The sequence below is a fragment of the Parabacteroides goldsteinii genome (assembly GCF_020091425.1).
GTDB classification, from domain to species: Bacteria; Bacteroidota; Bacteroidia; order Bacteroidales; family Tannerellaceae; genus Parabacteroides; species Parabacteroides goldsteinii.
On sequence record NZ_CP081906.1, the window covers coordinates 3,076,310 to 3,101,322 of the forward strand.

Genomic DNA, 25,013 nt, shown 5'->3' on the forward strand with positions numbered 1-25,013 from the left:
CTTCATAAACACAAAAAGGAACCAACCTTTCGATTGATTCCTTTCATTTGTTTGGAGTCTGTGACTCTAAAACGGCGGCTATCTACTCTCCCACTTTTACGCAGTACCATCGACGTGGTTGGGCTTAACTTCTCTGTTCGGAATGGGAAGAGGTGGATCCCCAACGCTATAACCACCTTAATACCTTTAAGATGTTTGACCTGGGACAACGTTACTCTAACGTAACTTTTGCTTTGTTAGTATCTCTACTAACCCTGCTGATATATCAATCCTTCCTTACGGAAATAGAAAGTCTCGGGCTATTAGTACTACTCGGCTTCGACATTACTGCCCTTACACCTGTAGCCTATCAACGTCGTAGTCTACAACGACCCTTGAGGGAGATCTTATCTTGAGGCTGGCTTCGTACTTAGATGCTTTCAGCACTTATCCAATCCAGACTTAGATACCCGGCGGTGCACCTGGCGGTACAACCGGTAAACCAGAGGTCTGTCCAACACGGTCCTCTCGTACTAGTGTCAGAGCCACTCAAATCTCCTACGCCCACGATAGATAGAGACCGAACTGTCTCACGACGTTCTGAACCCAGCTCGCGTGCCACTTTAATGGGCGAACAGCCCAACCCTTGGGACCTTCTCCAGCCCCAGGATGTGACGAGCCGACATCGAGGTGCCAAACCGCTCCGTCGATATGAGCTCTTGGGAGCGATCAGCCTGTTATCCCCGGAGTACCTTTTATCCTTTGAGCGATGGCCCTTCCATGCGGAACCACCGGATCACTATGCTCTAGTTTCCTACCTGATCGAGTTGTATCTCTCCCAGTCAAGCACCCTTATGCCATTACACTCTACGACCGGTTACCAATCGGTCTGAGGGTACCTTTAGAAGCCTCCGTTACTCTTTTGGAGGCGACCACCCCAGTCAAACTACCCACCATACAGTGTCCTCGCTTCTGCGAGTTAGAACTCAAACAACCAAAGGGCCGTATTTCAACGGTGACTCCACAAATACTGGCGTACCTGCTTCAATGTCTCCGGCCTATCCTACACATTAGTTGCCCAAATTCAATGTAAAGCTATAGTAAAGGTTCACGGGGTCTTTTCGTCCCATCGCGGGTAATCGGCATCTTCACCGATACTACAATTTCACCGAGCTCACGGTTGAGACAGTGTCCAGATCATTACACCATTCGTGCAGGTCGGAACTTACCCGACAAGGAATTTCGCTACCTTAGGACCGTTATAGTTACGGCCGCCGTTTACTGGGGCTTCAATTCAATGCTTCTCTTGCGATGACATCTCCTCTTAACCTTCCAGCACCGGGCAGGTGTCAGGCTGTATACTTCATATTTCTATTTCGCACAGCCATGTGTTTTTGTTAAACAGTTGCCTGGACCTATTCTCTGCGCCCTGCCATCGCTGACAGGGACCCTTTATCCCGAAGTTACAGGGTCAATTTGCCTAGTTCCTTAACCGTGAATCACTCGAGCGCCTCAGTATTCTCAACCCAACTACGTGTGTCCGTTTACGGTACGGGTACTCTATAGATATGCTTAGCGGATTTTCTAGGGAGCCTGTTTACATCCATATTGCCTTGTACAAGTACTCGGCATACTGTCAGGTTCGACTCTCACGGCGGATTTGCCTACCATGATCGACGTCTACACCCTTTAACCAACTATTCCGTCAGTTGGCAGGACTGTCACTTCTCCGTCTCCACATCGCTCTATAAAGTAGTATGGGAATATTAAACCATTCTTCCATCGGAATCGCCGTTCGGCTTATCCTTAGGTTCCGACTTACCCTGATCCGATTAACGTTGATCAGGAAACCTTAGTCTTTCGGCGAGGAAGTTTCTCACTTCCTTTATCGTTACTTATACCTACATTTGCTTTTCCAGCTACTCCAGCAAGGGTTATCCCTCACCTTCAACGCTACTGGAATGCTCCCCTACCAACCATTACTGGTTCCATAGCTTCGGTAAACAGTTTATGCCCGAGTATTATCCACGCCAAACTCCTCGACTAGTGAGCTGTTACGCACTCTTTAAATGAATGGCTGCTTCCAAGCCAACATCCTAGCTGTCTCTGCAGTCTGACTTCGTTAGTTCAACTTAACTGTTATTTGGGGACCTTAGCTGATGGTCTGGATTCTTCTCCTCTCGGACGCGGACCTTAGCACCCGCGCCCTCACTCCAGGGCAATATATAGTACGCATTCGGAGTTTATCTGGACTTGATAGGCGGTGAAGCCCTCGCATCCAATCAGTCGCTCTACCTCATACTATACTAACCCTAGGCTGCACCTAAATGCATTTCGGGGAGTACGAGCTATCTCCAAGTTTGATTAGCCTTTCACCCCTACCCACAGTTCATCCGAAAGCTTTTCAACGCTTACCGGTTCGGTCCTCCAGTTAGTGTTACCTAACCTTCAACCTGACCATGGGTAGATCACTTGGTTTCGCGTCTACTCCCTCCGACTAATTCGCCCTATTCAGACTCGCTTTCGCTTCGGCTCCGTATCTGAAATACTTAACCTTGCCGGAGAAAGTAACTCGTAGGTTCATTATGCAAAAGGCACGCCGTCACAACTTACGTTGCTCCGACCGCTTGTAGGCAGACGGGTTCAGGGTCTATTTCACTCCTCTGTTCGAGGTTCTTTTCACCTTTCCCTCACGGTACTGGTTCGCTATCGGTCTCTCGGGAGTATTTAGCCTTACGGGATGGGCCCCGCTAATTCACACAGAATTTCTCGTGCTCCGCGCTACTCAGGATACCACTAGGCTTCGTTAGAAAGTCGTGTACGGGATTTTCACCCTCTACGATCACTTTTTCCAAAGTGTTCCACTTTCCTAATTTCTTGCCACAGCGTGGTCCTACAACCCCGGTATTGCCTAAACAATACCGGTTTGGGCTCTTCCGCGTTCGCTCGCCACTACTTGCGGAATCATTCTTATTTTCTCCTCCTATGGGTACTTAGATGTTTCAGTTCCCCACGTTCGCCTCCCTTACGGGATGACAGGCCTTCAACCTGCCGGGTTGCCCCATTCGGAAATCTGAGGATCAAAGATTATTTGCATCTCCCCCCAGCTTATCGCAGCTTATCACGTCCTTCGTCGCCTCCGAGAGCCAAGGCATCCACCGTCTGCCCTTGCTTACTTTCTTATTTCCGGTTACCACAGGGGTAAATCGGATTGATATATCTTCAGCTTGCTCTTGTTACTTTATTTTACGTTGTCCATCATGTCAAAGATCTTGTCGTTACTCTACGTTTCCTATGTCTCGGTAACTTTTTGTGGAGAATAACGGATTCGAACCGTTGACCCTCTGCGTGCAAGGCAGATGCTCTAGCCAGCTGAGCTAATCCCCCAAAATTCTCTCTTAGAGATTCTGTAGTCCCAGGCAGAGTTGAACTGCCGACCTCTACATTATCAGTGTAGCGCTCTAACCAACTGAGCTATAGGACTGTCAACTTTGCCTTGGTTTCCCTCAGCATCATTTTTCTCTCTTGCCGACACTTTATTGCCGGTAGATCTATATTTTATACATATTCAACCGTAGTACAAGTTAACTAATACCTCTGAGTCAACTTGATAACGAACTCTTCGCTCCAGAAAGGAGGTGTTCCAGCCGCACCTTCCGGTACGGCTACCTTGTTACGACTTAGCCCCAGTCATCGGTTTTACCCTAGGCCGATCCTTGCGGTTACGGACTTTAGGTACCCCCAACTCCCATGGCTTGACGGGCGGTGTGTACAAGGCCCGGGAACGTATTCACCGCGCCATGGCTGATGCGCGATTACTAGCGAATCCAGCTTCACGAAGTCGGGTTGCAGACTTCGATCCGAACTGAGATGAGGTTTGGAGATTAGCATCCTGTCGCCAGGTAGCTGCCCTTTGTCCCCACCATTGTAACACGTGTGTCGCCCCGGATGTAAGGGCCGTGCTGATTTGACGTCATCCCCACCTTCCTCACAGCTTACGCTGGCAGTCTCACTAGAGTCCTCAGCTTGACCTGTTAGTAACTAGTGATAAGGGTTGCGCTCGTTATGGCACTTAAGCCGACACCTCACGGCACGAGCTGACGACAACCATGCAGCACCTCGCAAATTGCTATTACTAGAGACTCTGTTTCCAGAGCTGTCAATATGCGTTCAAACCCGGGTAAGGTTCCTCGCGTATCATCGAATTAAACCACATGTTCCTCCGCTTGTGCGGGCCCCCGTCAATTCCTTTGAGTTTCACCGTTGCCGGCGTACTCCCCAGGTGGATTACTTAACGCTTTCGCTGTGCCGCTTACTGTGTATCGCAAACAGCTAGTAATCATCGTTTACTGCGTGGACTACCAGGGTATCTAATCCTGTTTGATCCCCACGCTTTCGTGCTTCAGTGTCAGTTATAGTTTAGTAAGCTGCCTTCGCAATCGGAGTTCTGCGTGATATCTATGCATTTCACCGCTACACCACGCATTCCGCCTACCTCAAATATACTCAAGTCAACCAGTTTCAACGGCAATTTTATGGTTGAGCCACAAACTTTCACCGCTGACTTAATTAACCACCTACGCACCCTTTAAACCCAATAAATCCGGATAACGCTCGCATCCTCCGTATTACCGCGGCTGCTGGCACAGAGTTAGCCGATGCTTATTCATATGGTACATACAAAAAGGAACACGTTCCTCACTTTATTCCCATATAAAAGAAGTTTACAAACCATAGATCCTTCATCCTTCACGCGACTTGGCTGGTTCAGGCTCTCGCCCATTGACCAATATTCCTCACTGCTGCCTCCCGTAGGAGTCTGGTCCGTGTCTCAGTACCAGTGTGGGGGACCTTCCTCTCAGAACCCCTATCCATCGTGGACTTGGTGAGCCGTTACCTCACCAACTATCTAATGGAACGCATGCCCATCTATCAGCGATAAATCTTTAACAAATATTTCCATGTGGAACCCCTGTTTTATGCGGTATTAGTCCGACTTTCGCCGGGTTATTCCCCTCTGATAGGTAGGTTGCATACGCGTTACTCACCCGTGCGCCGGTCGCCACCAATGTATTGCTACATCGTGCTGCCCCTCGACTTGCATGTGTTAAGCCTGTCGCTAGCGTTCATCCTGAGCCAGGATCAAACTCTTCGTTGTTTAAATTGTTTTTATCTCTATGCTCAGAATTCGTATTTATTTTCAAGTTTATTGACGGTATTAATTTCTAATACTTGTACTACTTGTTGATATGTAAATCTTTCAAAGAACTTTCGCTTTCTTTTCGATTGCGGCTGCAAAGGTAAGGACTTTTATTCCATACTTCCAAATATTTCAGGAAGTTTTTTTTCTAAAAGTTTTTTCATCATGTTTTGCAGTGCCGTTCTCTCTCGAATGCGGATGCAAAAGTAGTGCTTTACAACATACGCTCCAAACTTTTATGGGATTATTTTTTCAACTAAATCGTTACTGACAGACTATGATTCTGAACGACTGATCGTTACAAGCATAAAAAAAATTACAACAATCCTCGTCACGGTTTCGCAGCTATTATTATTACTTATATAATGTACGCGAAAAATACAATCCCTAACTGCCTGGTCGGTATAAAAAAGACAAAAGCCCCGTATCCTTCTGGATATGGAGCTTTGTTTACCTCTTTGGTTTTACCCGAGGTCAACCTAAATACGATTTGAGGAGCTTGCTACGTGTTCCTTGTCTTAATCTTCTGATTGCTTTTTCCTTGATCTGGCGGACGCGCTCTCTAGTGAGGCCAAATTTGTCGCCAATCTCTTCCAATGTCATTTCCTGACAGCCTATACCGAAAAACATTTTGATTATCTCACATTCTCTTTCGGTTAGTGTAGCAAGTGCTCGATCAATTTCTTTTGCCAATGACTCGTTCATCAACGATCGGTCAGCGATAGGAGCGTCGTCGTTCACAAGCACATCCAAAAGACTGTTATCTTCGCCTTCTACGAACGGTGCATCCACAGAGATATGTCTTCCGGACACCTTTAGAGTATCTGAAATCTTATCTACAGGAATATCCAGTTCATCTGCCAGTTCTTCGGGAGAAGGTCTACGTTCATTTTCCTGTTCGAATTTAGAGAAGGCTTTGCTGATCTTGTTCAGCGAACCAACCTGATTCAACGGAAGACGAACAATTCTAGACTGCTCTGCCAAAGCCTGCAAAATAGACTGACGAATCCACCATACAGCATAAGAAATGAACTTAAACCCTCTGGTTTCATCAAATTTCTCAGCCGCTTTAATCAATCCCAGGTTACCTTCGTTAATAAGGTCAGGTAAACTTAATCCCTGGTTTTGATATTGCTTAGCTACAGAAACGACGAAACGCAGGTTAGCTCTGGTTAATTTCTCCAATGCTCTCCGGTCGCCTCTTTTAATTGCCTGTGCCAATTCTACTTCCTCTTCCACTGTAATAAGATCTTCACGGCCTATTTCCTGAAGATACTTATCAAGCGAAGCACTTTCGCGATTGGTAATGGACTTTGTGATCTTTAACTGTCTCATCCAATGTTTTTAATTGAGAAATATCAGGGTGCAAAGATAATATTATTTTTATTGACAAAATTGGTCGAGTGCACCCTACACCCGACCAATTATAAACCTTTAACAATCTTCCCGCCAAATAAGACGAATATAACTTTATTTTATTATTCGGCTAGATCAATAGCATATACTTTTGTACGTCCGTTCGGATAAAAACCTTTTACAACGATGTAACGATCGTCTGCATTTCCTTTCAAGACCTTGTCTACCAACTTTTCGAGTTGTTCGGGTGTAGAGATCTTCTGGTCATTGACAATCATGATAACGAAGCCTTTCTGGATTCCGGCATCTTTCAATTTGCCTTTCAACAATCCTGTTACTTCAATACCGTAGCTTACACCAAGTTCGCGTTTTTGTTTATCCGTCAACGCTTTAAAAGCGGCTCCAAGAACATCTGCACTGCTGTCACCTGCGCTCTTCACAACAGATGTGCTTCCTTGTGCATTACGAAGTTCCACAGTAAATTTCTTATTGCTTCCATTACGATCTACAGTAATTTCCACTTTATCTCCAGGACGATATTTGCTGATTTGTTCCTGCAAAGCATTAGCATTCTTCACTTTCGCACCATTTACAGCAATAATCACGTCACCTTTTTCGATACCGGCTTCTTTAGCTGAACTTCTTTCTGCGAAATCTGATACGCAAGCCCCTTCAGAGACCTTAATCTTCGACTTCAGTTCAGTCAACTCTTCTTTCAACTTACTATCCAGGTTCGGATAACTCAACTGATCAGCAATATCACCTACACTCATCATCAAAACACCAAGGATTGCACGCTGTACAGTACCATACTGTTTCAAGTCGCTTGCCACCTTACCGGCAATGCTGATAGGAACAGCAAATGAATATCCGGCAAAGTTTCCTGTTTCAGAATAGATAGCCGTGTTGATACCAATCAGTTCACCTTTTGTATTCACCAAAGCACCCCCACTATTACCTGGGTTTACGGCAGCATCCGTCTGGATAAATGATTCGATTTTACTTCTGTCACCTCCCATAGAGATTCCACGGCCTTTGGCACTAACAATACCGGCAGTAACTGTCGATGTCAGGTTGAACGGGTTACCAACAGCCAGCACCCACTCTCCTACCTTCAATTTTTCAGAATCACCGAACGGAATAGTCGGAAGATCTTTTGCATCTACTTTTATCAATGCAATATCTGTCGTAGGATCCGTTCCAATCAGTTTAGCCGAAAACTTACGGTTATCATTCAATGTCACTTCCAATTCATCCGCCCCGTCAATCACATGGTTATTTGTGATAATATATCCATCTGTGGAAATAATAACACCTGAACCAGATCCGACACGAGGCTGCGGTTGCGGACGCTGAAAACCTCCTCCGCCTCTTCCTCCAAATCCGAAGAAGTACTCAAAAGGATCGACATATTGCTGTCCTCTGCCATCATCGGCATACTGCTTGGCATTGGTTGTAGCTTTGATGTGCACAACCCCATGCACGGTGCTTTCTGCCGCCTGGGTAAAATCGGTATTTTCCGCTGCCACTGCATTCAATCCGGCATATCGAACAGGCTGATTGAATGTGTTCGTAAAATCGGTGACATAAACCGGTTGATTCTTATTCATTAAATAAGCACTTGTTCCAACGGCTGCCCCCGTACTGATCGCAGCAACAAGAACAACTCCCAGCACATTTTTCCACATTGTTTTCATACTTTTTCTATTTTATCAAACATTTAAATTTAACACTTTTCTTTCGACAAAGAAAGTTCAAAAAACGTGCGATTATTCCATTTGCCTATGATTTTTTATCACTTTTAACGACGAATTATACGGGGTTAACGGCACTTAACAGTACTGTGTATTGCACAGTACCTTTTTAACAATCATCCGCCTGTCAAATGGTCATGCTTTCAGTAATATAACAGCAGAAACGGCAGAATGTTCATACCTGTTGACAGATGACAGGTGACAATTGGCAGGTAAAAAAGAGGCATACTTTGCTTATAAAGTAGTTCTTAACCTACTTATTAAGTAACTCTTCGCTTACTCGATAAGTAGCCTCCCCTGCTACTTACTAAGTAAGCCAACGTCTACTTAGTAAGTAACTCAAAAGCAATCCGAAAGACACTCCATTCCTGTCTTTCCTCAAAATTGTCAACTGTCAACCGCCAACTGTCAACTAAAATAGTTATCTTTGTCGCATTGCAGCCTGCCGGTCTGTCGCTCATCTTCGGATGTGAGGAAAGTCCGGGCAACACAGAGCACCATACTTCTTAACGGGAAGTTGTCCGCAAGGGCAAAGTAGTGTAACAGAAAATAACCGCCGGACTCGTCCGGTAAGGGTGAAAAGGTGAGGTAAGAGCTCACCGGATCCCGTAGCAATACGGGATGCCGTACGCCTTATGGGTTGTAAGGTCATGTATACCGACGTATGTAGGATTGCTCGTCCGATGCCGGGGGGTAGACCGCTAAAGCTTGCCGGTGACGGTAAGACAAGATAAATGGCAGACACTCCAACTTCGGTTGAAGCACAGGACCCGGCTTACAGGCAGGCTGCATTTTTTTATTCATCCGGCAAACACCTTTTGCCCCTACAAATCACAGCATGAAGAAGAAGACGGATAAAAAGACTGCTGATAAAAAGCCTCTGATAGAACGGATCAACGCCTTGCTGACAAGAACCATTCGTTTTGTAACTTACGACATCTGGAGAATTACAGAAAATGAAGTAAGCGGCCTGAAAGAACTTTATATCAACACAATCAAAACAGTCATACTTGCCGTACGCGGTTTCAACAGCGAGAATCTGCAAACAAAGGCATCCGCTCTTACTTACAGTACCTTTCTGGCTATTGTTCCCTTATTGGCAGTATTGGTCGGCATCGCCAAAGGTTTCGGCTTTCAGGCTACTGTCCGGAAAGAACTGCTCTATTATTTCCCCGGACATGAGAACGAACTGAATAAAGCATTCCAGTACGTAGAGAATTATCTGGCACAGGCACAAGGCGGTGTTATCATCGGGATCGGTCTTGTTCTGCTGTTCTATACGGTCATCAACCTGATCTCTTCCATCGAAGATACCTTCAACGATATATGGCAAATAAAAAAGTCACGTCCATGGTACAGGAAAATATCAGACTATCTGGCGCTGTTCCTCATATTGCCGATACTGATGACTGCCTCCAGCGGGCTTTCTATCTTTGCCTCCACCCTGCAAAATTCATTTCTGAGCAATTACCTTTTTTTCACGCCACTGGTCGAACTTGCCCTGAATGTCGTACCTTATATTATTACCATAATGGCTTTTACAGGTCTTTATGTATCATTACCTAACACAAAAGTCAGGTTCATCAACGGCCTGATGGCAGGTATAATTGCCGGTTGCGCCTTTCAGTTCTTCCAATTTATTTATATCAGCGGACAGATCTGGGTTAGTAAATACAATGCTATCTATGGTAGTTTTGCCGCCTTACCTTTATTATTACTATGGTTACAATTATCCTGGCTGATCTGCCTTTTCGGGGCTGAATTATCTTATGCTTCACAAAACGTAAAAAAGTTCAGTTTTGAACGTGACAGCAAGAACATCAGCCGCAGATACAAGGATTTTCTTACGCTGCTTATATCTTCCCTTATCATAAAAAGGTTTGTCAAAGGAGAGAAACCCTATACGGCAGACGAACTGTCGGATGCCTACCGTATCCCCATCCGCCTCACGACAGACATACTTTATCTGCTTACCGAGCTGGGAATCATTATAGAGGTAAATTATGGAGATGATGAACGTGTCGCCTATTATCAGCCGGCTATCGACATAAACCAAATAACGGTAGGCTATCTGTTTGCCAAGATGGATGAATATGGTTCTGAAAATTTCAAGATAGACACTTCCAAACTTTTTACCAAAGAATGGCATGCCTTGCTGAAAACCCGGGAAGATATGATTAAAGCAAACGATAATATCTTACTCAAAGATTTATGAACACCTCAGACCTGACGCACGGCCCGGTTTGGAAAGTGATCGTACGCTTTGCTTTACCATTACTTATCGGAAACTTATTGCAGCAACTCTATAATATTACCGACAGTATTATCGTCGGACAATTTTTAGGGAAAGAAGCATTAGCTGCCGTTTCCGCCTCATTCTTTATATATTACTTTATTATATCACTCGTTATCGGTGTCGGAAGCGGAACCTCCGTAGTCGTTTCGCAATTCTTCGGAGCCAAACAATATGACAAAGTGCAACGTGCTTTCTCCTCCTTTTTCATTTTTATGCTGGTAGCAGGCATTGCTCTTTCAATTGCCGGGATCATATTCGCCGAACCTATCTTCCGCCTGACCAACACGCCGGAGGAAGTCATACCCGATGCCGTCGCTTATTTCAGGATTTATATAGGAGGAACATTCCTGTTCGTCACATTCAATAGTATTATTTCCATATTAAGAGGCGTGGGGGAATCCGTACGCCCTATGATCTTTATTTTCATCACCACCGTATTGAATATCGTCCTCGATTTACTATTTATCGTTGGCTTCGGCTGGGGAATCGAAGGAGCGGCACGCGCAACCGTCATAGCACAGGGAATCGGAATGTGTGTAGCTTTAGGTTATGTCAATAACACCCACCCGCTCCTATCCATCAAAAAACAAGATTTACTGTTCGACATGAAGCTATTCAAAGAAGGATTGAAAATAGGACTCCCCACCAGCGTACAACAGTGCGCGATCGCTTTGGGACTGATTGCTCTTCTCGGAATAGTGAACGGCTTCGGCACCGATACCCTGACCGCTTACGGTGCCGCCGGGAAAATTGACACGATCATTACACAAGCTGTCCTGACACTATCCGGCGCACTGGCTGCATTCTGCGGACAAAACATCGGAGCCGGCCGCTTCGACCGTGTACGCAAAGGACTACGGTTCACCATGCTGGTCAATGTCATATTCAGCGTGGTCACCTTCACAGCTATTTACTTCTTCGGGGAGGAAATGATGCGCGCCTTCACCAACGACCAGGCAGTAATTGCGATCGGAAAAGAATATTTACTGATCATCGGAGGATTCTTCATTGTGCACGGAGCTTTGAATATCTATAATGGTGCACTTCGGGGAGCCGGAGATACGATTTTCACAATGGTGACCAGCCTGCTTTGCCTGTGGCTGATCCGCATTCCGCTGGCTTACCAGCTAAGTGCCTGGTACGGCCGTCAGGGAATATGGTGGGCTATCGGGATCAGTATCGGCATAGGATTGGTTATTACGTACATATATTATAAGACAGATATCTGGAAGAAAAGATGCGTTGTAAAATAAACGGCAGAACGCTTCGGGATAAACACCCGGTCGCTCTGCCGTTATTTCTTTACTAAAAGAGGAAATCTTTCATTTGAACTGCATCATTTTGCTGATGTATTTACCGACGATATCAAATTCCAGATTTACTACAGTTCCTTTTTCGATCCGGCAGAAGTTTGTATTATCGTGTGTATAAGGGATGATAGCCACCTCGAAACTATTCTGCTGCGAGTTGCAGACAGTCAGACTGACACCATTTACACAAACAGATCCCTTTTCCACGGTCATATATCCCTGTTGCGCCATCGCCTTGTCGAAAATATATTCAAATGTATAATACCAGCTTCCGTCCGCTTCACGTACATTCGTACAAACAGCCGTCTGATCCACATGTCCCTGAACGATATGTCCGTCCAGACGACCGTTCATCATCATGCTTCGTTCAAGATTTACCAGATCACCGACTTTCAGCAGTCCCAGATTGGAACGGTCCAGTGTTTCCTGGATAGCCGTCACCGTATAAGTTTCGTCGGTCAGGTTCACCACTGTCAGACAAACGCCGTTATGTGCCACACTCTGATCGATTTTCAGCTCATTTACAAATGAACACTTCATCGTGATATGCAGGTTTCCCTGATCTGCATTCAACGCAACTACCTGAGCAGCTTCTTCTACAATTCCTGAGAACATAGTATTGTGTTGTTTAAATTAATATTATCAGGTTCAAAGATACGAAAAAACACTATATTTGTCGTTAGTAACTTAATCTATAAAAATTATGGACGCACAAAAAGTGGATATGTTCCTCATGACAAACAGTAGCAAACTACCTGCCAGTCATATACCTATCATCAGGGATCGTCTGTTGGAGATGGACGAATCCAAGCTGATTTATTTACAAACCTGCGATTTCAAAGACCCGACTATCATACTTATTATTTCCGTTTTCCTCGGCTCATTGGGTATCGACCGTTTTCTGATCGGCGATGTAGCCTTGGGTGTCGGCAAGCTGGTCACTTTAGGCGGTTGCGGGATCTGGATGATTATCGACTGGTTTCTGATCATGGATGCGACGAAAAAGAAGAACCTGGAACAGTTGCAGAATATTTTAATGCTCTAATCCCTGCTACTTGTGGGAAAGAGAAATAAATATGCATATCTTGCTGTAGCCATTATAGCGGGATATGCATTATTATCATTTCCTTGCATTTTCCACACAATGACAGGATATCCGTGTCCGGCCTGCGGAACGCGTCGTGCAATTCATGCCCTACTGAACGGAGATATAGGCGATTCAATCCTCATCAATCCTTATGGGTTACTCTTTGTTTTGCTGGCTGTCTTCTTTATTACAGGTATCGTTTTTGACTTCGTACAAAAAAGGCATACGTTCCGGGATTGGCTGAAAAAAGCAGAGCGCAAGCTGGCTAATAAGTATATTCTTACATTCATTATTCTATTAACAATACTGAACTGGATATGGAATATCCACAAAAGATTGTAAAAGAACCAGGAAATACTTATATTTACACATTATAAACCTACTGACTAAAAATATGGAAGCTGATAAAGTCGATAAATTCCTTCTGGCTAATGAGAGTAAATTTCCGGATTACGAAATACCCATCCATAAGCTACTCAATCTCCCCCCGGAGAAAGAGACTCTTTTAGAAGACACCCATTTCAGAAGTCCGGGAAAAATACTACTTCTCTCCATTTTCTTCGGTGTGACCGGTTTGGACCGTTTCCTGATCGGGAACATAGGCAAAGGCTTTGGCAAACTTCTGACCGGCGGCGGCCTCGGAATATGGTATATTGTCGATTGGTTCCTGATCACCGGGGCGACCAAGCGATATAATATGAATAAGTTGATAACGATCCTATCATAAGTCAACCCAATATTTTGTATATTGCCACTGTATTAATATTAATAAAAACAATTATATATGAAAACTACACAAGATCCGATAGATCGGCTTTCTCAATCAATGATGGACCATTCGATATGCCGCAGAGCAATATTAATATATACGCTACTGACCGGGTACTCGCTTTTCGACTCTATCCAGACTAAAAAGAATTATACGAAATGCAACATCACGTATAAAGACGCAGAGTTCATCTCTGACCGGTTCGGAGAAATAACAGGTATAGATATTGCTCCTGAAAAATTTCTGCACGATAAAAACCAGCTGGCCGACGAATTGCTTGACGATTATCAGGAATATCAGTCTTTACTGGCAAACTACGACGAGAATACGCGCTCCATGGTTATAGCGTTTTACCAGTTTTTGTTTTATTATCGCAAATTGCCCCATGAAGTAATCCTGAGTTTAGAAATTGCTTTGTCTGCATTTCTGAAATATGTATCCGGAAATATCAATAAAAAGGAATTAAAAAAACAGATTATCAACTTCGATATTCTCAATCAAAAAACTATCAAAGTAGACTCTATGTATGTACGTCACAATTTCGTCTGCATGGAAAAAGACTTCAACGACATCTGCCTCAAGAAAGCAAACAGGATACTGAAACAGGCAGGCGAAGCCCCACTGAGCAAGTATACAATAGATGTCAGCATATAAGACACTACCGTAAAAAAATAGAGGTAAAGCCTAAGCCTTACCTCTATTATATAAAGATATGATCTCTCTATCTTATTTTGCCTGTTCCAACTGCAATGTCTTAGTCGGTTCGTCGCAAACTTCTGTCGGACCGAAGTACTGGATCGGACCCGGATAAACGTAGCTGGTAGTCAATGCCCATTCGTCGCGGTTAGCAGCGAATTTCTTGAAAGGAGCACCATCCAGTTTAACCAACGCTTTCTGGATAACCGGCTTCATTTCGCCATGACGTTTTTCCATGTTCATCATCATTGTTACAGGAATACCACCGGCAATCCACTTTTCAGCAGGAGCAGTCGTATTACGTACAGATGACATATAACCGGTCTTACCTGCTGCGATCAGGCAAGAAGCAGTGTAACCTAATGAATAGCAATAGTCTGCATCGTAGTTAGACGGAGCAGCGCAACGTCCTTCATAACCGAAGAAGTGGTGCAATGCAGAGAATTTACCGTTGTATTTACCGGCTTTCTTCCATTCGTCCAATTTCTTGCCAACCATTTCAGACAGCAATTTTTCTGTTTCGATCAGAGAAACCTGAACGTTTCCGTGCGGGTCGCGGTCCAAAGACAACTGACGGGCAACGCCTTCCGGAAGAGAAGCATACAGGTCAGAGTTTTCTTTAGTCAGCTTGCTGATGATATAAGCACGCTGTTCGCTCTTCTTGATCATCTTGAATTCAGCATCGTGTTTAGCCAGGAAGTCGTTCAGTTCGGCGATCAGACGTTTCATAGCCGGAACGAATTCGATCAGACCTTCAGGGATCAGTACGGTACCGAAGTTTTGACCGTTTTCTGCACGTTTTGCAACGATTTCAGCAACATAAGTCACGATATCGTCCAAAGACATATTTTTAGCTTCCACTTCTTCTGAAACGATAGCGATGTTCGGCTGAGTCTGCAAAGCACATTCCAGTGCGATGTGAGATGCTGAACGGCCCATCAGTTTGATGAAGTGCCAGTATTTCTGAGCTGAGTTACAGTCACGTTGAATGTTACCGATAACTTCCGAGTAAACTTTACAAGCCGTATCGAAACCGAAAGAAGTTTCAATCTGTTCGTTCTTCAGGTCACCATCGATAGTCTTCGGACAACCGATAACCTGTACACCAGCGTTGATAGCTTTGTAATATTCAGCCAGTACGCAAGCATTTGTATTAGAGTCGTCACCACCGATAATAACAAGTGCCTTGATGTCCAGTTCTTTCAGGATTTCCAGACCCTTGTCGAACTGTTCTTTTGTTTCCAGTTTAGTACGACCTGAACCGATCATATCGAAACCGCCTGTATTACGATATTCGTCGATAATATCAGCAGTCAGTTCCATATATTTGTGATCGATCAGACCACCGGGACCCAGGATAAAGCCATACAGGCGGGAATCCTTGTTTGTAGCCTTCACACCGTCAAAGATACCGGCAATCACATTATGACCACCAGGAGCCTGACCACCGGAAAGGATTACACCTACATTGATAGCAGGCATTTCTTTCTTTTCGTTGCTCTTTTCAAAAGTAACGATCGGCATTCCGTACGTGTTAGGGAATAATTTTTTGATGTCTTCCTGATCGGCTACTGATTCTGTGTATTCACCATCTACGGCTTTTACAGCACCTTTCAATGCAGCGGGTACCTTAGGTTGGTAAGCTGCTCTTGCAATTTGTAATGCGCTCTTTGTCATTTCTTAATCTGATTTATATAGATATTATCTGATTCTTATCTAAAGCGGTGCAAATATAGAAATATTTCTCCAATCATGAAAGATAAGAATAACCGATTAGATCTTTATTCCGCATTTTTCTTCAGCCACTCGAGTCTGCGCATATCGGGCAGGTGCTTTACTTCAAAGTGTTCAAACTTCGCATTGAAGCCGTTCCCGTCGGGGCTGGCAGCCATAAAACCGACCTTCACCGGAATATTATCCTGCAACCAGGCGTTACGCATCATCGTGTATGTTTTATCGTCGAACGAATAGAATATTTCTACCGCATCCAGGCGTCTGACTGCTTTGATCCAGATATACGGGACAGGCTTATCCAGCGAGATCACACTCCAGTCGCTCGTTTTATGGGTAACGACAGTGCTCAGATTGAATTTACCGTCTACAAATTCGATACCCGCCTTGATATAATTCTCATGGTCGATACGGAGCATCAGTCCGGCCTGGTCGAAACGTGCTTTATACTCGCCTGTCACCTTCACTTTTACTTCAAACTCGCCGCCGTAAGTGGCATAATAAAAAGGTGCATCATCGACCGTAAACCCATAATGGGAGATACGCCAGTAATCGCTTTGCGGAGTGACAAACATGGATAATGCCTTATCATTTATCTCCCACTTTGCCGGTTCGTTGAACCATTGCATCTTTTCCAACGTCTGTGCAGACGTCATTTGTATCGACAGGAAAGCCAGTGCTCCCAAAATCATTTTCTTCATTATTTTCTTCAATTATAAATTGGTCGGATTATATAAGTCAGTCCTTATTATTGTCTCCTCTAGCTATTTAAGACCACTTGATAAAATGTCTCATGCAAAGATATTGAGATTTATTGAAAAACCGCCTAGAAATCTTTCAATATCCCCATCATGGCTGTTCTCCGTTTATACGTCTGACGGAAAACATCCACAAGGAGGCGGACTTCCTGCTCTCCTCCTTTCAGCTTCAGCATTTCTTTCAGTGCTTTTGCCACGTATTCATAATGCGATCGGACTGTACTCTGATCGGCATAAACCTGAACATGTGAACTAAAACGCTCCAACAAATCTTCCGGTTCTCCCATATCCACTGCCGGACGGTGAGGATAGAAAACACCTTTCCACTTCCTGACAATAATCCGTATCAAGGCTCTCTGTATTCCGATCAGGAATAAATTGTTGTTTCAAAGCATTCCTGAAATCAACATGATGAACAGCGTATTCCGATAAAAACGACATTAATTGCTTCTTGTCTGCGATAGCAAGTATCTCGTCGATTTCAGCCTTGACTGTCTCAGAAGAAAAGCCACTGTTCTTACTCTCCGTCTCTTCTGCCTGGATAAAATATTTTTCCGTCTTTTTCCTTTCTCTGATCGTTAACAATGTGGCAACCACATGCTTGCACATATCTCCTTCATAAGGACAATCACAAATATAATCCATGACCTTATCATCTTCAAGGGTTACTTCCACTGTATAATCCTCAGTACCCAGAACAGTTGCAACCCATTCCTCGGGAGAATCTTCTTCCAGATTTCTCACTGCTCCCTGCCTATAATAAGATATACCGCGCTCCCATATCTGAGGAAGCGCATAATTTTCAAAATTCGATAGTGTTATCATGATGCTCGTTTTGCAAGAATACAAAAATACATGATTCCTGGAAGAAACGGTAATGTTCACGTGCAAAAGATAAAATTATCACCAGGATAGTTTCATTTATCCCTTATATTACTTGCTTTTACCTCGGACATGTATTATCTTTGGAAGGCAGGTAAGTTGTTGCCGACGCTGTCGGCAAAATAAACGACAGTGTCGACAAAGTTTTCGACAGTGTCAACAATATTGCCGACAACGTCGACAACAACTTACATAGGCAGAAAAGTAAGATTCGGACGCACCTTGTCAAAGATACATCCGAGGTAATAATAATTATACCAGTATTAAAATTAAACTACCATGGGAAGAATTAAATTCGGAGTATACAAGGCACCAAACACCAGCGGCAAGGAGCAACAGTCTTGTGCCCGCCTTATATCCAAAGGCACGATGCGGATGGAAGATATTTGCGAATACCTCTCGGATTCGTGCTCGCTAACTTCGGCCGATGTGAAAGGGGCGATAGAGGCGCTGACCACCTATATCGGTCGGAACTTATCGAACGGCTATTGTGTGGAACTGGAGGGATTAGGGCACTTCTCCCCTGCCCTCAAGACGTTACAGAAAACGGATGAGAAGGGCAAAACCGTCTTCTTTGCCAGGGCGGACGGAGTAAACTTCCGCTGCGCCAAACGATTGAGGGAACTGGTCAACAAGGACCGCCCACTGAAAATAAAAAGAGAGAATGTCACCTCTAATGAATTGACGGACAGGAAAAATAAGATGCTTAAATTCCTGCAAAACAATCCCTATATCAATCTGACGGATTATGCTGGAATAAACCATTGCAGCCGCTACCGGGCAACTGAAGACATGAAACTGTTTGTAAAAGACGGCATAGTGATCAAGATGGGATACAGGACGCACAGGGTTTATTCGCTGCCACCCAAAGAAGAGGAAGAACAATAAGCTCAGACTACGTGTGGGCATTGAGAAACTTCCGAAAAAAGATATATCTTTGTAACAGTAATGTCGCACATAATATAAAGCATAATGAAAGACTCAATAGCTTATCTACCAAAAGACAAACAGGCAGAATTAAATTTTCTGGTTAAAGAGATATTAAAAAGATTGCCTCAAACAGAGTTCATTATTCTTTTTGGTAGCTATGCAAGAGGAAATTATGTGCGTCGTAGCGTAAGAATTGAGGACGGAGGCATTCCTACCGTCAAAATATCCGATTATGATATTTATGTAATAACAAGCGGCATCAACAGTAAAAAGGCGGAAACTGTTCTGGATAATGTAGAAGATATATTCTTTGCCGGGAAAGACTTTGACCGGGATACTCCTGTCGAGTTTATCAACGATGATATTAAGATGTTGAATAAGTACCTGGAAGAGGGACGGTATTTCTATACACAAATTAAGCAGGAAGGCATTATCCTTTATAATAGCGGGAATCACAAATTAGCCCGTAGAAGAAAACTGAACTTTGCAGAAATAAAAGAACAGGCACAGGCTTATCTTGATGAAAAGTATGATAGAGCCAATAGTTTTTTAAGACAGGCTAAGTATGCATATGAATATAAAGATTATAGAATGGAGGCTTTCTTATTGCATCAAGCCTGTGAAAATTATTACTATGCCATTCGATTGACATTTACTTTACGAAATAGCAAACAACATAATCTCTCTAAACTCTCATCCGCAACGAAAAGATATTCAGAGGACTTAGCAACAGTTTTTCCACAAGATACGCTTGAAGAGAAACGTCTTTTTACTTTACTCAAGTCTGCTTATGTGGAAGCACGCTATAATCCGTACTTTGTCGTCACCAAAGAGGACATTGATGCGCTTGTTCCTAAAATCGAATTACTTAGAGATATTACGAAACAAATTTGTACCGCCAAGATTAAGGAGTACGAGGAGCAAAGTAATATACAATAAAAATATAGTTTGCCAAGGATTTGTCACTTTCAGCCTGCTGATATTTTGCTAACTTTGTCTTATCCAAATTAGTCAGAATTATGAATATCGAAGAGTTCAGAGAATACTGTCTTTCATTGAAGGGAGTTCATGAAAAGATGCCGTTTCCGAATGTGGCGGATAAGTACAGTCGGGATGTTTTGTGTTTTTACATCGCGGATAAGTGGTTCTGCTTCGTGAATATCGAAGTTTTTGATTTTTGCTGCATTAAATGTAATCCGGATGAATCAGGAGAATTGCAGGGACGGTATGCAGGAATAACTCCAGGCTGGCATATGAATAAGAAATATTGGATCAGTGTCTATTTCAATCAGGATGTGCCAGATTATAAAATAAAGGAACTTGTGAAGAAGTCCTATGAGATTGTCGTCGGAAGCCTCACTAAAAAGGAACAGGAGATGTTGTTGCAACAGGAATAAATAAGAGGCGTGTGGTATTCCCATATCACACGCCCCAGCCCCTCACCTAAAGGGGAAAAACTCTCTCATCGTTAATTGAAATAATATGTGTATATTGAAAAACCATCTGCTTAGTTGCCGGCAGGCTTTTGGTAAAGCACTGTCTTACCGGGCAATGACAGGGAAGCCGGATAGGCATCTGCCGACACTGCACGTTTGAAGGCTGGCTTGTCACTCATCACAAAATGCAGGGATATACCGGATTTCACGTCATCGTATGTCAGGTAAGATTTGTTGTATTTCTTGCCGTTTACATACATTTCTTTTATATAGACATTCTCCTTCGACCAGTTCTCGGTCGTCATCTTTATCTCTTTGCCGTTGCTCATTGTGATAGATAACGCCTCAACACAAGGGGAACCTACATTATATATATTACTGGAAGGAGCGACTGGATAGAAACCGGCACAGTTGAACATGTACCAGGCCGACATCTGCCCGCAGTCGTCATTACCGCTCAGCGAACCGGGTTCGTTGCCGTAAAAACGGTCTACAATCTCACGTATCCATTTCTGGCATTTCCACGGCTTGCCCAGGTAATTATACAGATAAGCGACATGATGGCAAGGCTCGTTGCCGTGCCAGTACCCCCCGATACGTCCCTGGATATCGTGGGCGCCCGGAATATCGTCCGGCAACTCGACAGTAAAGAGTTCATCCAGCCGTTTCTCGAACAGTTTCTTTCCCGCCAGGTTGATATATCCCTGTACGTCGTGCGGAACGGTCCAGGTATACTGCATCGTAAAGCCCTCGGTGATATCTCCCCAGCCATTTACCGAACCCGGTCCCTGGTAAGCGATCGGGGCAAACGGGGTGCGCCAGTTTCCCTGGCTGTCTCGGCCACGCATGTATTTGGTTTCCGGATCAATCAAGGTCTGGTAAGAGAGGGAACGGTTCAGGAAATAGGTATAATCGTCCGTCTTTCCCAAAGTCTGGGCAGCACGGGCAATGCAATAATCGTCGTAGGCATACTCCAAAGTTTTGGAAACCGACTCGGCTTCTTTGTCGAAGGGAACGTAACCGTTACGATCGTAATCCGGCAGACAATCGTAATGCTTATTCATTGCGGTTGTCTTCATGGCTTCGTATGCCCGTTCGTAATCAAAACCTTTGACACCTTTAACGATCATATCGGCCAGGACGGATACGGCATGGTAACCGATCATACACCAGGTTTCGTTGCCATAGAACGACCAGATCGGAAGCATTCGCTCCGTGCTCTTATCGTAATGGGCAAGCATGGAATTGGCGATATCGGCGTTCACGTCCTGATGCACCAGGTTAAACCAGGGATGCAGGGCGCGATAGGTGTCCCACAAAGAGAAAGTAGTATAATTCGTAAAGCCTTTGGCCTGTTCGATATTCTTGTCCAAGCCTCTGAAACGACCGTCGGCATCCTGGAAGATGAACGGATGCAAAGCTGCATGATAAGCAGACGTATAAAAGGTCTCTTTTGTCTTCCGGTCGGCTGTCACACGGTACTTTTCGAGTTCCTGTTCCCATAAGTCGATACCTTTTTCTTTCAGGCCGTCGAAGGTCATGCCGTCCAGTTCCTGCATATTCAGTTGTGCCCCGGCTGTACTGACTGCCGATACGGAAGTTTTTACAATCACTTCTTCCCCCTCTTCCGTAGCAAAGGAAAGGCAAGCCATCAGGTTCTTTCCCCAGGCTTCGTTCGTGCTTCTGAAACGGGAAGTGTTGTAAATGACCGGCTTCTTATCCTGCATGATGCGGAAATCTTTCAGCTTTTTGGAGAAGACGGCGGTGAAATAGACATGGCGTTCCGGTCCCCACCCTTTCACCAACTTATAGCCGGTCAAGGTCGAATCGTTCTCCATACGGAGATTCGACCATTCACAGGATTGCCATAAGGTATGATTCAGGTCGATCATAATGAAAGACTCATCCGATTTGGGATAGGTGAAGCGGAACATTCCACTACGCAGTCCGGCCGTCATTTCGGCTTTGACACCATAATCCTGCAACAGGACGGCATAGTAATTGGGAGAAGTCCACTCCTGGTCATGGGTATAGCGTGAACGGTAACCTTCATCGGGATTTTCGCGGGTTCCCGGATCGAGTTTCATTTCGCCGGTACCAGGGATAAACAGGAAATCACCCAGGTCGGGGATGCCTGTTCCGCTCAGGTGCGTCAGACTGAATCCGAGGATGGAAGTATGGTTGTATTTATAACCGGCTGCCGCATCGTAGTATTTGGAGTCTGTATCCGGACTGATCTGGATACCACCGAACGGGATTTGTGCACCGGGATAAACATTCCCGTATCCGTCTGTTCCGACCAAAGGTCTAACGTAGTCGGTCAGTTTCTCGTTTTGGGCCATGCCTGTCAGGGCAAAACAAGACATGGCTAATAATGTATAAACTCGTAGTTTCATATTTTATCAGATATGAGCTATCTTGTCCCCGTGCTTGACACGGGGCCGCAGAAGAACAGGCAGTATCAAAAGATACATATAGGATACGGTTTGTGCTTTTGCGATCCCGTGTCGAGCACGGGAACGGGATAGTTCAAATATTTCTAGTTTTTTATCTCTTTAGAGAATGAATAAGGTGCATCCTTTTCCTCTGTGCCACGGGTTTTGTTGGGGGTGGCGGACATGGTGCAGTTGATCGTCATACCACGCAACAGGTCTTCGTGTGTCAGGTAGTTGCGGGTGTAATTCTTGCCGTTTACCTTCAAGGTCGAGATGTAACGGTTCGCTGCATCATTGTTATTGGCATTGATCACTACCTTCTTGCCGTTTTCCAGATTCAGCGTCACGCTTTTGAATAATGGAGAGCCTAGGATATACTGGTCAGTTCCCGGGCAGACCGGATAGAAGCCGAGTGCAGAGAACACATACCAGGCAGAAGTCTGTCCGTTATCCTCGTCACCGCAATAGCCGTCGGGAGTGGCGAAGTACAGCTTGTCCATCACTTCGCGTACCCAATACTGCGCTTTCCAGGGTTCACCGGAGTAGTTATAGAGATAGATCATATGCTGAATCGGCTGGTTACCGTGAGCATAATTGCCCATATTCATGATCTGCATCTCACGTATCTCATGGATGACACCACCATAATAACTGTCATCGAACAAAGGCGGCACATTGAATACGGAATCCATCATTGCGTTGAAACCGGACTTTCCTCCCATCAGGTCGATCAATCCCTGCGGGTCATGGAAGACAGACCAGGTATAATGCCAGCTATTTCCTTCCGTAAAGGCATCCCCCCATTTCAGCGGGTTGAACGGAGACTGGAATGTACCGTCTTCATTACGACCACGCATCAGCTTGGTTTCCTTATCGAACAGGTTCTTATAATTCATGGCATGTTTGGCAAAGACTGCTATTTCCGATTCCGGTTTACCCAATGCTTTTCCCAGTTTATAGATGGCCCAGTCATCGTAAGCATATTCTAATGTACGGGCGGCACTTTCGTTGATCTTCACATCATAAGGCACGTACCCCAACTTATTATAATAGTCGTAACCCAAACGGCCGGTCGATTTCACCTTCGGATGAACATTGTTCGCTCCGTGTACGACAGCCTCCCAAAGGGTTTCTATATCGTAACCACGCAGACCTTTCAGATAAGCATCGGCAACAACCGAAGCCGAATTATTCCCTACCATACAGCCACGATGGCCGGGACTCGCCCATTCCGGCAAGAATCCGCTCTCCTTATACGTATTCACCAAACCTTCCTGCATCTTCACATTCATCGACGGATACACCAGGTTCAGGAACGGGAACAGGCAACGGAAAGTATCCCAGAAACCGGTATCGGTAAACATATAACCCGGCAATACTTCCCCGTTGTACGGACTATAGTGCACGATATTCCCATTGGCATCCACTTCGTAGAAGCTACGCGGGAAAAGGACGGAACGATACAGACAGGAATAGAAAGTACGCAGTTTATCTACATTATCGTCATTCACCCGGATACGTCCCAACACTTCGTTCCAAGTCTTACGACCGGCATCCGCTATTTCATCAAAAGACCGTCCGCCCAACTCTTTCAGATTCAACTCAGCCTGTTCGGGACTGATAAAAGAAGAAGCGACACGGGCATGAACAACCTCCCCGCGACGGGTTGAGAAACCGATGATGGCACCGGTATGGTTTTCCTGTGCTTCCATTTCACCCTTGCGGATTTCGCTGTCGCCGACCGTTGCCTTATAAGTAAAAGGCTTATCGAACACGACAACAAAGTAGTTCTTGAAATTCTCGGGAACACCTCCGCTGTTACGGGTGGTATAACCGATGATCTTATTTTCTTCGGGAATGATCTTGATATAAGAGCCACGGTCGAAAGCATCGACAATCACATACGACTTATCCGTTTCGGGAAAAGTAAAACGGAACATGGCGGCACGTTCTGTCGGCGTGATTTCCGTTACCACATCATGATCGGCCAGGTAAACACGGTAATAATTCGGTTTGGCCACTTCCGCCTTATGGGAAAACCAGCTGGCACGCTTATCCTGATCGAACACCACCTTACCGGTTATCGGCATGATGGCAAACTGACCGTAATCGTTTATCCAGGGACTGGGCTGGTGTGTCTGCTTGAAACCCCGTATCTTGTCGGCATCATAGGTATAGGCCCAGCCGTCTCCCATCTTTCCGGTTTGAGGCATCCAGAAATTCATACCCCACGGCATTGCAATCGCCGGATAGGTATTTCCTGTGGACAAGGATATTTTCGACTGGGAGCCGACCAGGGGATTCACGTAATCCACCAGTTCGGTCTTATCCGCAGCCTTCATCGTAAGAAGACTGCTGCAAAAGGCAATAGCCAGAATAAATAACTTCTTCATG

General features: G+C 44.7%; 18 protein-coding genes, 2 tRNA genes, 3 rRNA genes and 1 other RNA gene. 10 read left to right on the forward strand and 14 right to left on the reverse strand.

Features of this window, described 5'->3' with window-relative positions; genetic code table 11:
• Positions 1 to 69: 69 nt before the first annotated feature.
• From rrf to K6V26_RS13755, 7 genes are all read right to left on the reverse strand, one after another.
• Positions 70 to 180, reverse strand: a 5S ribosomal RNA gene (rrf, locus tag K6V26_RS13725).
• A 103-nt stretch (positions 181 to 283) separates the two neighbouring features.
• Positions 284 to 3,161, reverse strand: a 23S ribosomal RNA gene (locus tag K6V26_RS13730).
• Between the two features lie 131 nt (positions 3,162 to 3,292).
• Positions 3,293 to 3,366: transfer RNA gene (locus tag K6V26_RS13735), tRNA-Ala, on the reverse strand.
• Between the two features lie 23 nt (positions 3,367 to 3,389).
• Positions 3,390 to 3,463 (reverse strand) — tRNA-Ile (locus K6V26_RS13740).
• A gap of 147 nt (positions 3,464 to 3,610) precedes the next feature.
• A 16S ribosomal RNA gene (locus K6V26_RS13745) occupies positions 3,611 to 5,137 on the reverse strand.
• The 16S, 23S and 5S rRNA genes sit together here with 2 tRNA genes alongside, the layout of an rRNA operon.
• A gap of 516 nt (positions 5,138 to 5,653) precedes the next feature.
• Positions 5,654 to 6,514: a sigma-70 family RNA polymerase sigma factor gene (locus K6V26_RS13750; protein WP_005641668.1), complete on the reverse strand. Its 861-nt coding sequence runs from the start codon at positions 6,512 to 6,514 to the stop codon at positions 5,654 to 5,656.
• Positions 6,515 to 6,657: 143 nt separating this feature from the next.
• The gene (locus K6V26_RS13755; protein WP_122327238.1) at positions 6,658 to 8,232 is read right to left on the reverse strand and encodes a Do family serine endopeptidase; all 1,575 of its coding nucleotides are present in this window, start codon (positions 8,230 to 8,232) and stop codon (positions 6,658 to 6,660) included.
• 494 nt (positions 8,233 to 8,726) lie between these two features.
• On the opposite strand from K6V26_RS13755, the gene rnpB reads away from it, so the two are divergent.
• The 3 genes from rnpB to K6V26_RS13770 all read left to right on the forward strand — a co-directional run bounded on the left by rnpB (position 8,727) and on the right by K6V26_RS13770 (position 11,838).
• An RNA gene (gene rnpB, locus K6V26_RS13760) (RNase P RNA component class A) lies at positions 8,727 to 9,083 on the forward strand.
• Positions 9,084 to 9,127: 44 nt separating this feature from the next.
• On the forward strand, positions 9,128 to 10,504 hold the full coding sequence (locus K6V26_RS13765; RefSeq protein ID WP_007658646.1) for a YihY/virulence factor BrkB family protein: 1,377 nt from the start codon (positions 9,128 to 9,130) through the stop codon (positions 10,502 to 10,504).
• Entirely contained in the window at positions 10,501 to 11,838 is a 1,338-nt protein-coding gene (locus tag K6V26_RS13770) for an MATE family efflux transporter (protein ID WP_010802546.1), read from the forward strand. The genes K6V26_RS13765 and K6V26_RS13770 overlap by 4 nt, the downstream gene beginning before the upstream one ends.
• A gap of 69 nt (positions 11,839 to 11,907) precedes the next feature.
• Here the strand turns inward: K6V26_RS13770 and K6V26_RS13775 are convergent, their stop codons facing one another.
• A complete protein-coding gene (locus K6V26_RS13775; RefSeq protein WP_046144949.1) occupies positions 11,908 to 12,510 on the reverse strand; it encodes a riboflavin synthase in 603 nt (200 codons plus the stop codon).
• A gap of 88 nt (positions 12,511 to 12,598) precedes the next feature.
• Between K6V26_RS13775 and K6V26_RS13780 the strand changes: the two genes are divergently transcribed.
• The 4 genes from K6V26_RS13780 to K6V26_RS13795 are packed head-to-tail and all read left to right on the forward strand — an operon-like array spanning position 12,599 to position 14,405.
• Positions 12,599 to 12,940 carry a TM2 domain-containing protein gene (locus K6V26_RS13780; protein WP_224265619.1) on the forward strand — a complete coding sequence of 114 codons (342 nt, stop codon included), beginning with the start codon at positions 12,599 to 12,601 and terminating at the stop codon, positions 12,938 to 12,940.
• 12 nt (positions 12,941 to 12,952) lie between these two features.
• Positions 12,953 to 13,324 (forward strand): DUF2752 domain-containing protein, encoded by a 372-nt coding sequence (locus K6V26_RS13785; RefSeq protein ID WP_224265620.1) that lies wholly within the window; start codon positions 12,953 to 12,955, stop codon positions 13,322 to 13,324.
• Between the two features lie 52 nt (positions 13,325 to 13,376).
• On the forward strand, positions 13,377 to 13,709 hold the full coding sequence (locus tag K6V26_RS13790; RefSeq protein ID WP_224265621.1) for an NINE protein: 333 nt from the start codon (positions 13,377 to 13,379) through the stop codon (positions 13,707 to 13,709).
• 57 nt (positions 13,710 to 13,766) lie between these two features.
• Positions 13,767 to 14,405, forward strand: a complete 639-nt coding sequence (locus tag K6V26_RS13795) for a hypothetical protein (protein ID WP_007658652.1) — start codon at positions 13,767 to 13,769, stop codon at positions 14,403 to 14,405.
• Between the two features lie 72 nt (positions 14,406 to 14,477).
• Here the strand turns inward: K6V26_RS13795 and K6V26_RS13800 are convergent, their stop codons facing one another.
• The 4 genes from K6V26_RS13800 to K6V26_RS13815 all read right to left on the reverse strand — a co-directional run bounded on the left by K6V26_RS13800 (position 14,478) and on the right by K6V26_RS13815 (position 17,761).
• The gene (locus K6V26_RS13800) at positions 14,478 to 16,124 is read right to left on the reverse strand and encodes a diphosphate--fructose-6-phosphate 1-phosphotransferase (protein WP_007658653.1); all 1,647 of its coding nucleotides are present in this window, start codon (positions 16,122 to 16,124) and stop codon (positions 14,478 to 14,480) included.
• Between the two features lie 104 nt (positions 16,125 to 16,228).
• A complete protein-coding gene (locus K6V26_RS13805) occupies positions 16,229 to 16,879 on the reverse strand; it encodes a DUF1349 domain-containing protein (RefSeq protein WP_010802543.1) in 651 nt (216 codons plus the stop codon).
• Positions 16,880 to 17,004: 125 nt separating this feature from the next.
• Positions 17,005 to 17,223 carry a hypothetical protein gene (locus K6V26_RS13810; RefSeq protein WP_224265622.1) on the reverse strand — a complete coding sequence of 73 codons (219 nt, stop codon included), beginning with the start codon at positions 17,221 to 17,223 and terminating at the stop codon, positions 17,005 to 17,007.
• The gene (locus K6V26_RS13815; RefSeq protein ID WP_007658660.1) at positions 17,189 to 17,761 is read right to left on the reverse strand and encodes an SWIM zinc finger family protein; all 573 of its coding nucleotides are present in this window, start codon (positions 17,759 to 17,761) and stop codon (positions 17,189 to 17,191) included. The genes K6V26_RS13810 and K6V26_RS13815 overlap by 35 nt, the downstream gene beginning before the upstream one ends.
• A 336-nt stretch (positions 17,762 to 18,097) precedes the next feature.
• Here K6V26_RS13815 and K6V26_RS13820 point away from each other — a divergent pair, with 336 nt between their 5' ends.
• From K6V26_RS13820 to K6V26_RS13830, 3 genes are all read left to right on the forward strand, one after another.
• Positions 18,098 to 18,706: an HU family DNA-binding protein gene (locus K6V26_RS13820; protein WP_122327243.1), complete on the forward strand. Its 609-nt coding sequence runs from the start codon at positions 18,098 to 18,100 to the stop codon at positions 18,704 to 18,706.
• Positions 18,707 to 18,790: 84 nt separating this feature from the next.
• Positions 18,791 to 19,687 carry a HEPN domain-containing protein gene (locus K6V26_RS13825; RefSeq protein ID WP_224265623.1) on the forward strand — a complete coding sequence of 299 codons (897 nt, stop codon included), beginning with the start codon at positions 18,791 to 18,793 and terminating at the stop codon, positions 19,685 to 19,687.
• An 80-nt stretch (positions 19,688 to 19,767) separates the two neighbouring features.
• Positions 19,768 to 20,145: an MmcQ/YjbR family DNA-binding protein gene (locus K6V26_RS13830; RefSeq protein WP_224265624.1), complete on the forward strand. Its 378-nt coding sequence runs from the start codon at positions 19,768 to 19,770 to the stop codon at positions 20,143 to 20,145.
• A gap of 110 nt (positions 20,146 to 20,255) precedes the next feature.
• Here K6V26_RS13830 and K6V26_RS13835 read toward each other — a convergent pair whose 3' ends face one another.
• Complete coding sequence (locus tag K6V26_RS13835; protein WP_224265625.1) at positions 20,256 to 22,580, reverse strand: GH92 family glycosyl hydrolase; 2,325 nt, start codon at positions 22,578 to 22,580, stop codon at positions 20,256 to 20,258.
• Between the two features lie 143 nt (positions 22,581 to 22,723).
• Complete coding sequence (locus tag K6V26_RS13840; RefSeq protein ID WP_224265626.1) at positions 22,724 to 25,012, reverse strand: GH92 family glycosyl hydrolase; 2,289 nt, start codon at positions 25,010 to 25,012, stop codon at positions 22,724 to 22,726.
• Position 25,013: the final 1 nt, after the last annotated feature.

Coding starts and splice junctions, on each gene's coding strand:
- K6V26_RS13820 (WP_122327243.1), top strand. CDS start 18,098: ATGGGAAGAATTAAATTCGGAGTATACAAGGCACCAAACACCAGCGGC.
- K6V26_RS13755 (WP_122327238.1), bottom strand. CDS start 8,232: ATGAAAACAATGTGGAAAAATGTGCTGGGAGTTGTTCTTGTTGCTGCG.
- K6V26_RS13790 (WP_224265621.1), top strand. CDS start 13,377: ATGGAAGCTGATAAAGTCGATAAATTCCTTCTGGCTAATGAGAGTAAA.
- K6V26_RS13810 (WP_224265622.1), bottom strand. CDS start 17,223: ATGGGAGAACCGGAAGATTTGTTGGAGCGTTTTAGTTCACATGTTCAG.
- K6V26_RS13750 (WP_005641668.1), bottom strand. CDS start 6,514: ATGAGACAGTTAAAGATCACAAAGTCCATTACCAATCGCGAAAGTGCT.
- K6V26_RS13800 (WP_007658653.1), bottom strand. CDS start 16,124: ATGACAAAGAGCGCATTACAAATTGCAAGAGCAGCTTACCAACCTAAG.
- K6V26_RS13840 (WP_224265626.1), bottom strand. CDS start 25,012: ATGAAGAAGTTATTTATTCTGGCTATTGCCTTTTGCAGCAGTCTTCTT.
- K6V26_RS13825 (WP_224265623.1), top strand. CDS start 18,791: ATGAAAGACTCAATAGCTTATCTACCAAAAGACAAACAGGCAGAATTA.
- K6V26_RS13775 (WP_046144949.1), bottom strand. CDS start 12,510: ATGTTCTCAGGAATTGTAGAAGAAGCTGCTCAGGTAGTTGCGTTGAAT.
- K6V26_RS13770 (WP_010802546.1), top strand. CDS start 10,501: ATGAACACCTCAGACCTGACGCACGGCCCGGTTTGGAAAGTGATCGTA.
- K6V26_RS13780 (WP_224265619.1), top strand. CDS start 12,599: ATGGACGCACAAAAAGTGGATATGTTCCTCATGACAAACAGTAGCAAA.
- K6V26_RS13815 (WP_007658660.1), bottom strand. CDS start 17,761: ATGATAACACTATCGAATTTTGAAAATTATGCGCTTCCTCAGATATGG.
- K6V26_RS13795 (WP_007658652.1), top strand. CDS start 13,767: ATGAAAACTACACAAGATCCGATAGATCGGCTTTCTCAATCAATGATG.
- K6V26_RS13835 (WP_224265625.1), bottom strand. CDS start 22,580: ATGAAACTACGAGTTTATACATTATTAGCCATGTCTTGTTTTGCCCTG.
- K6V26_RS13805 (WP_010802543.1), bottom strand. CDS start 16,879: ATGAAGAAAATGATTTTGGGAGCACTGGCTTTCCTGTCGATACAAATG.
- K6V26_RS13765 (WP_007658646.1), top strand. CDS start 9,128: ATGAAGAAGAAGACGGATAAAAAGACTGCTGATAAAAAGCCTCTGATA.
- K6V26_RS13830 (WP_224265624.1), top strand. CDS start 19,768: ATGAATATCGAAGAGTTCAGAGAATACTGTCTTTCATTGAAGGGAGTT.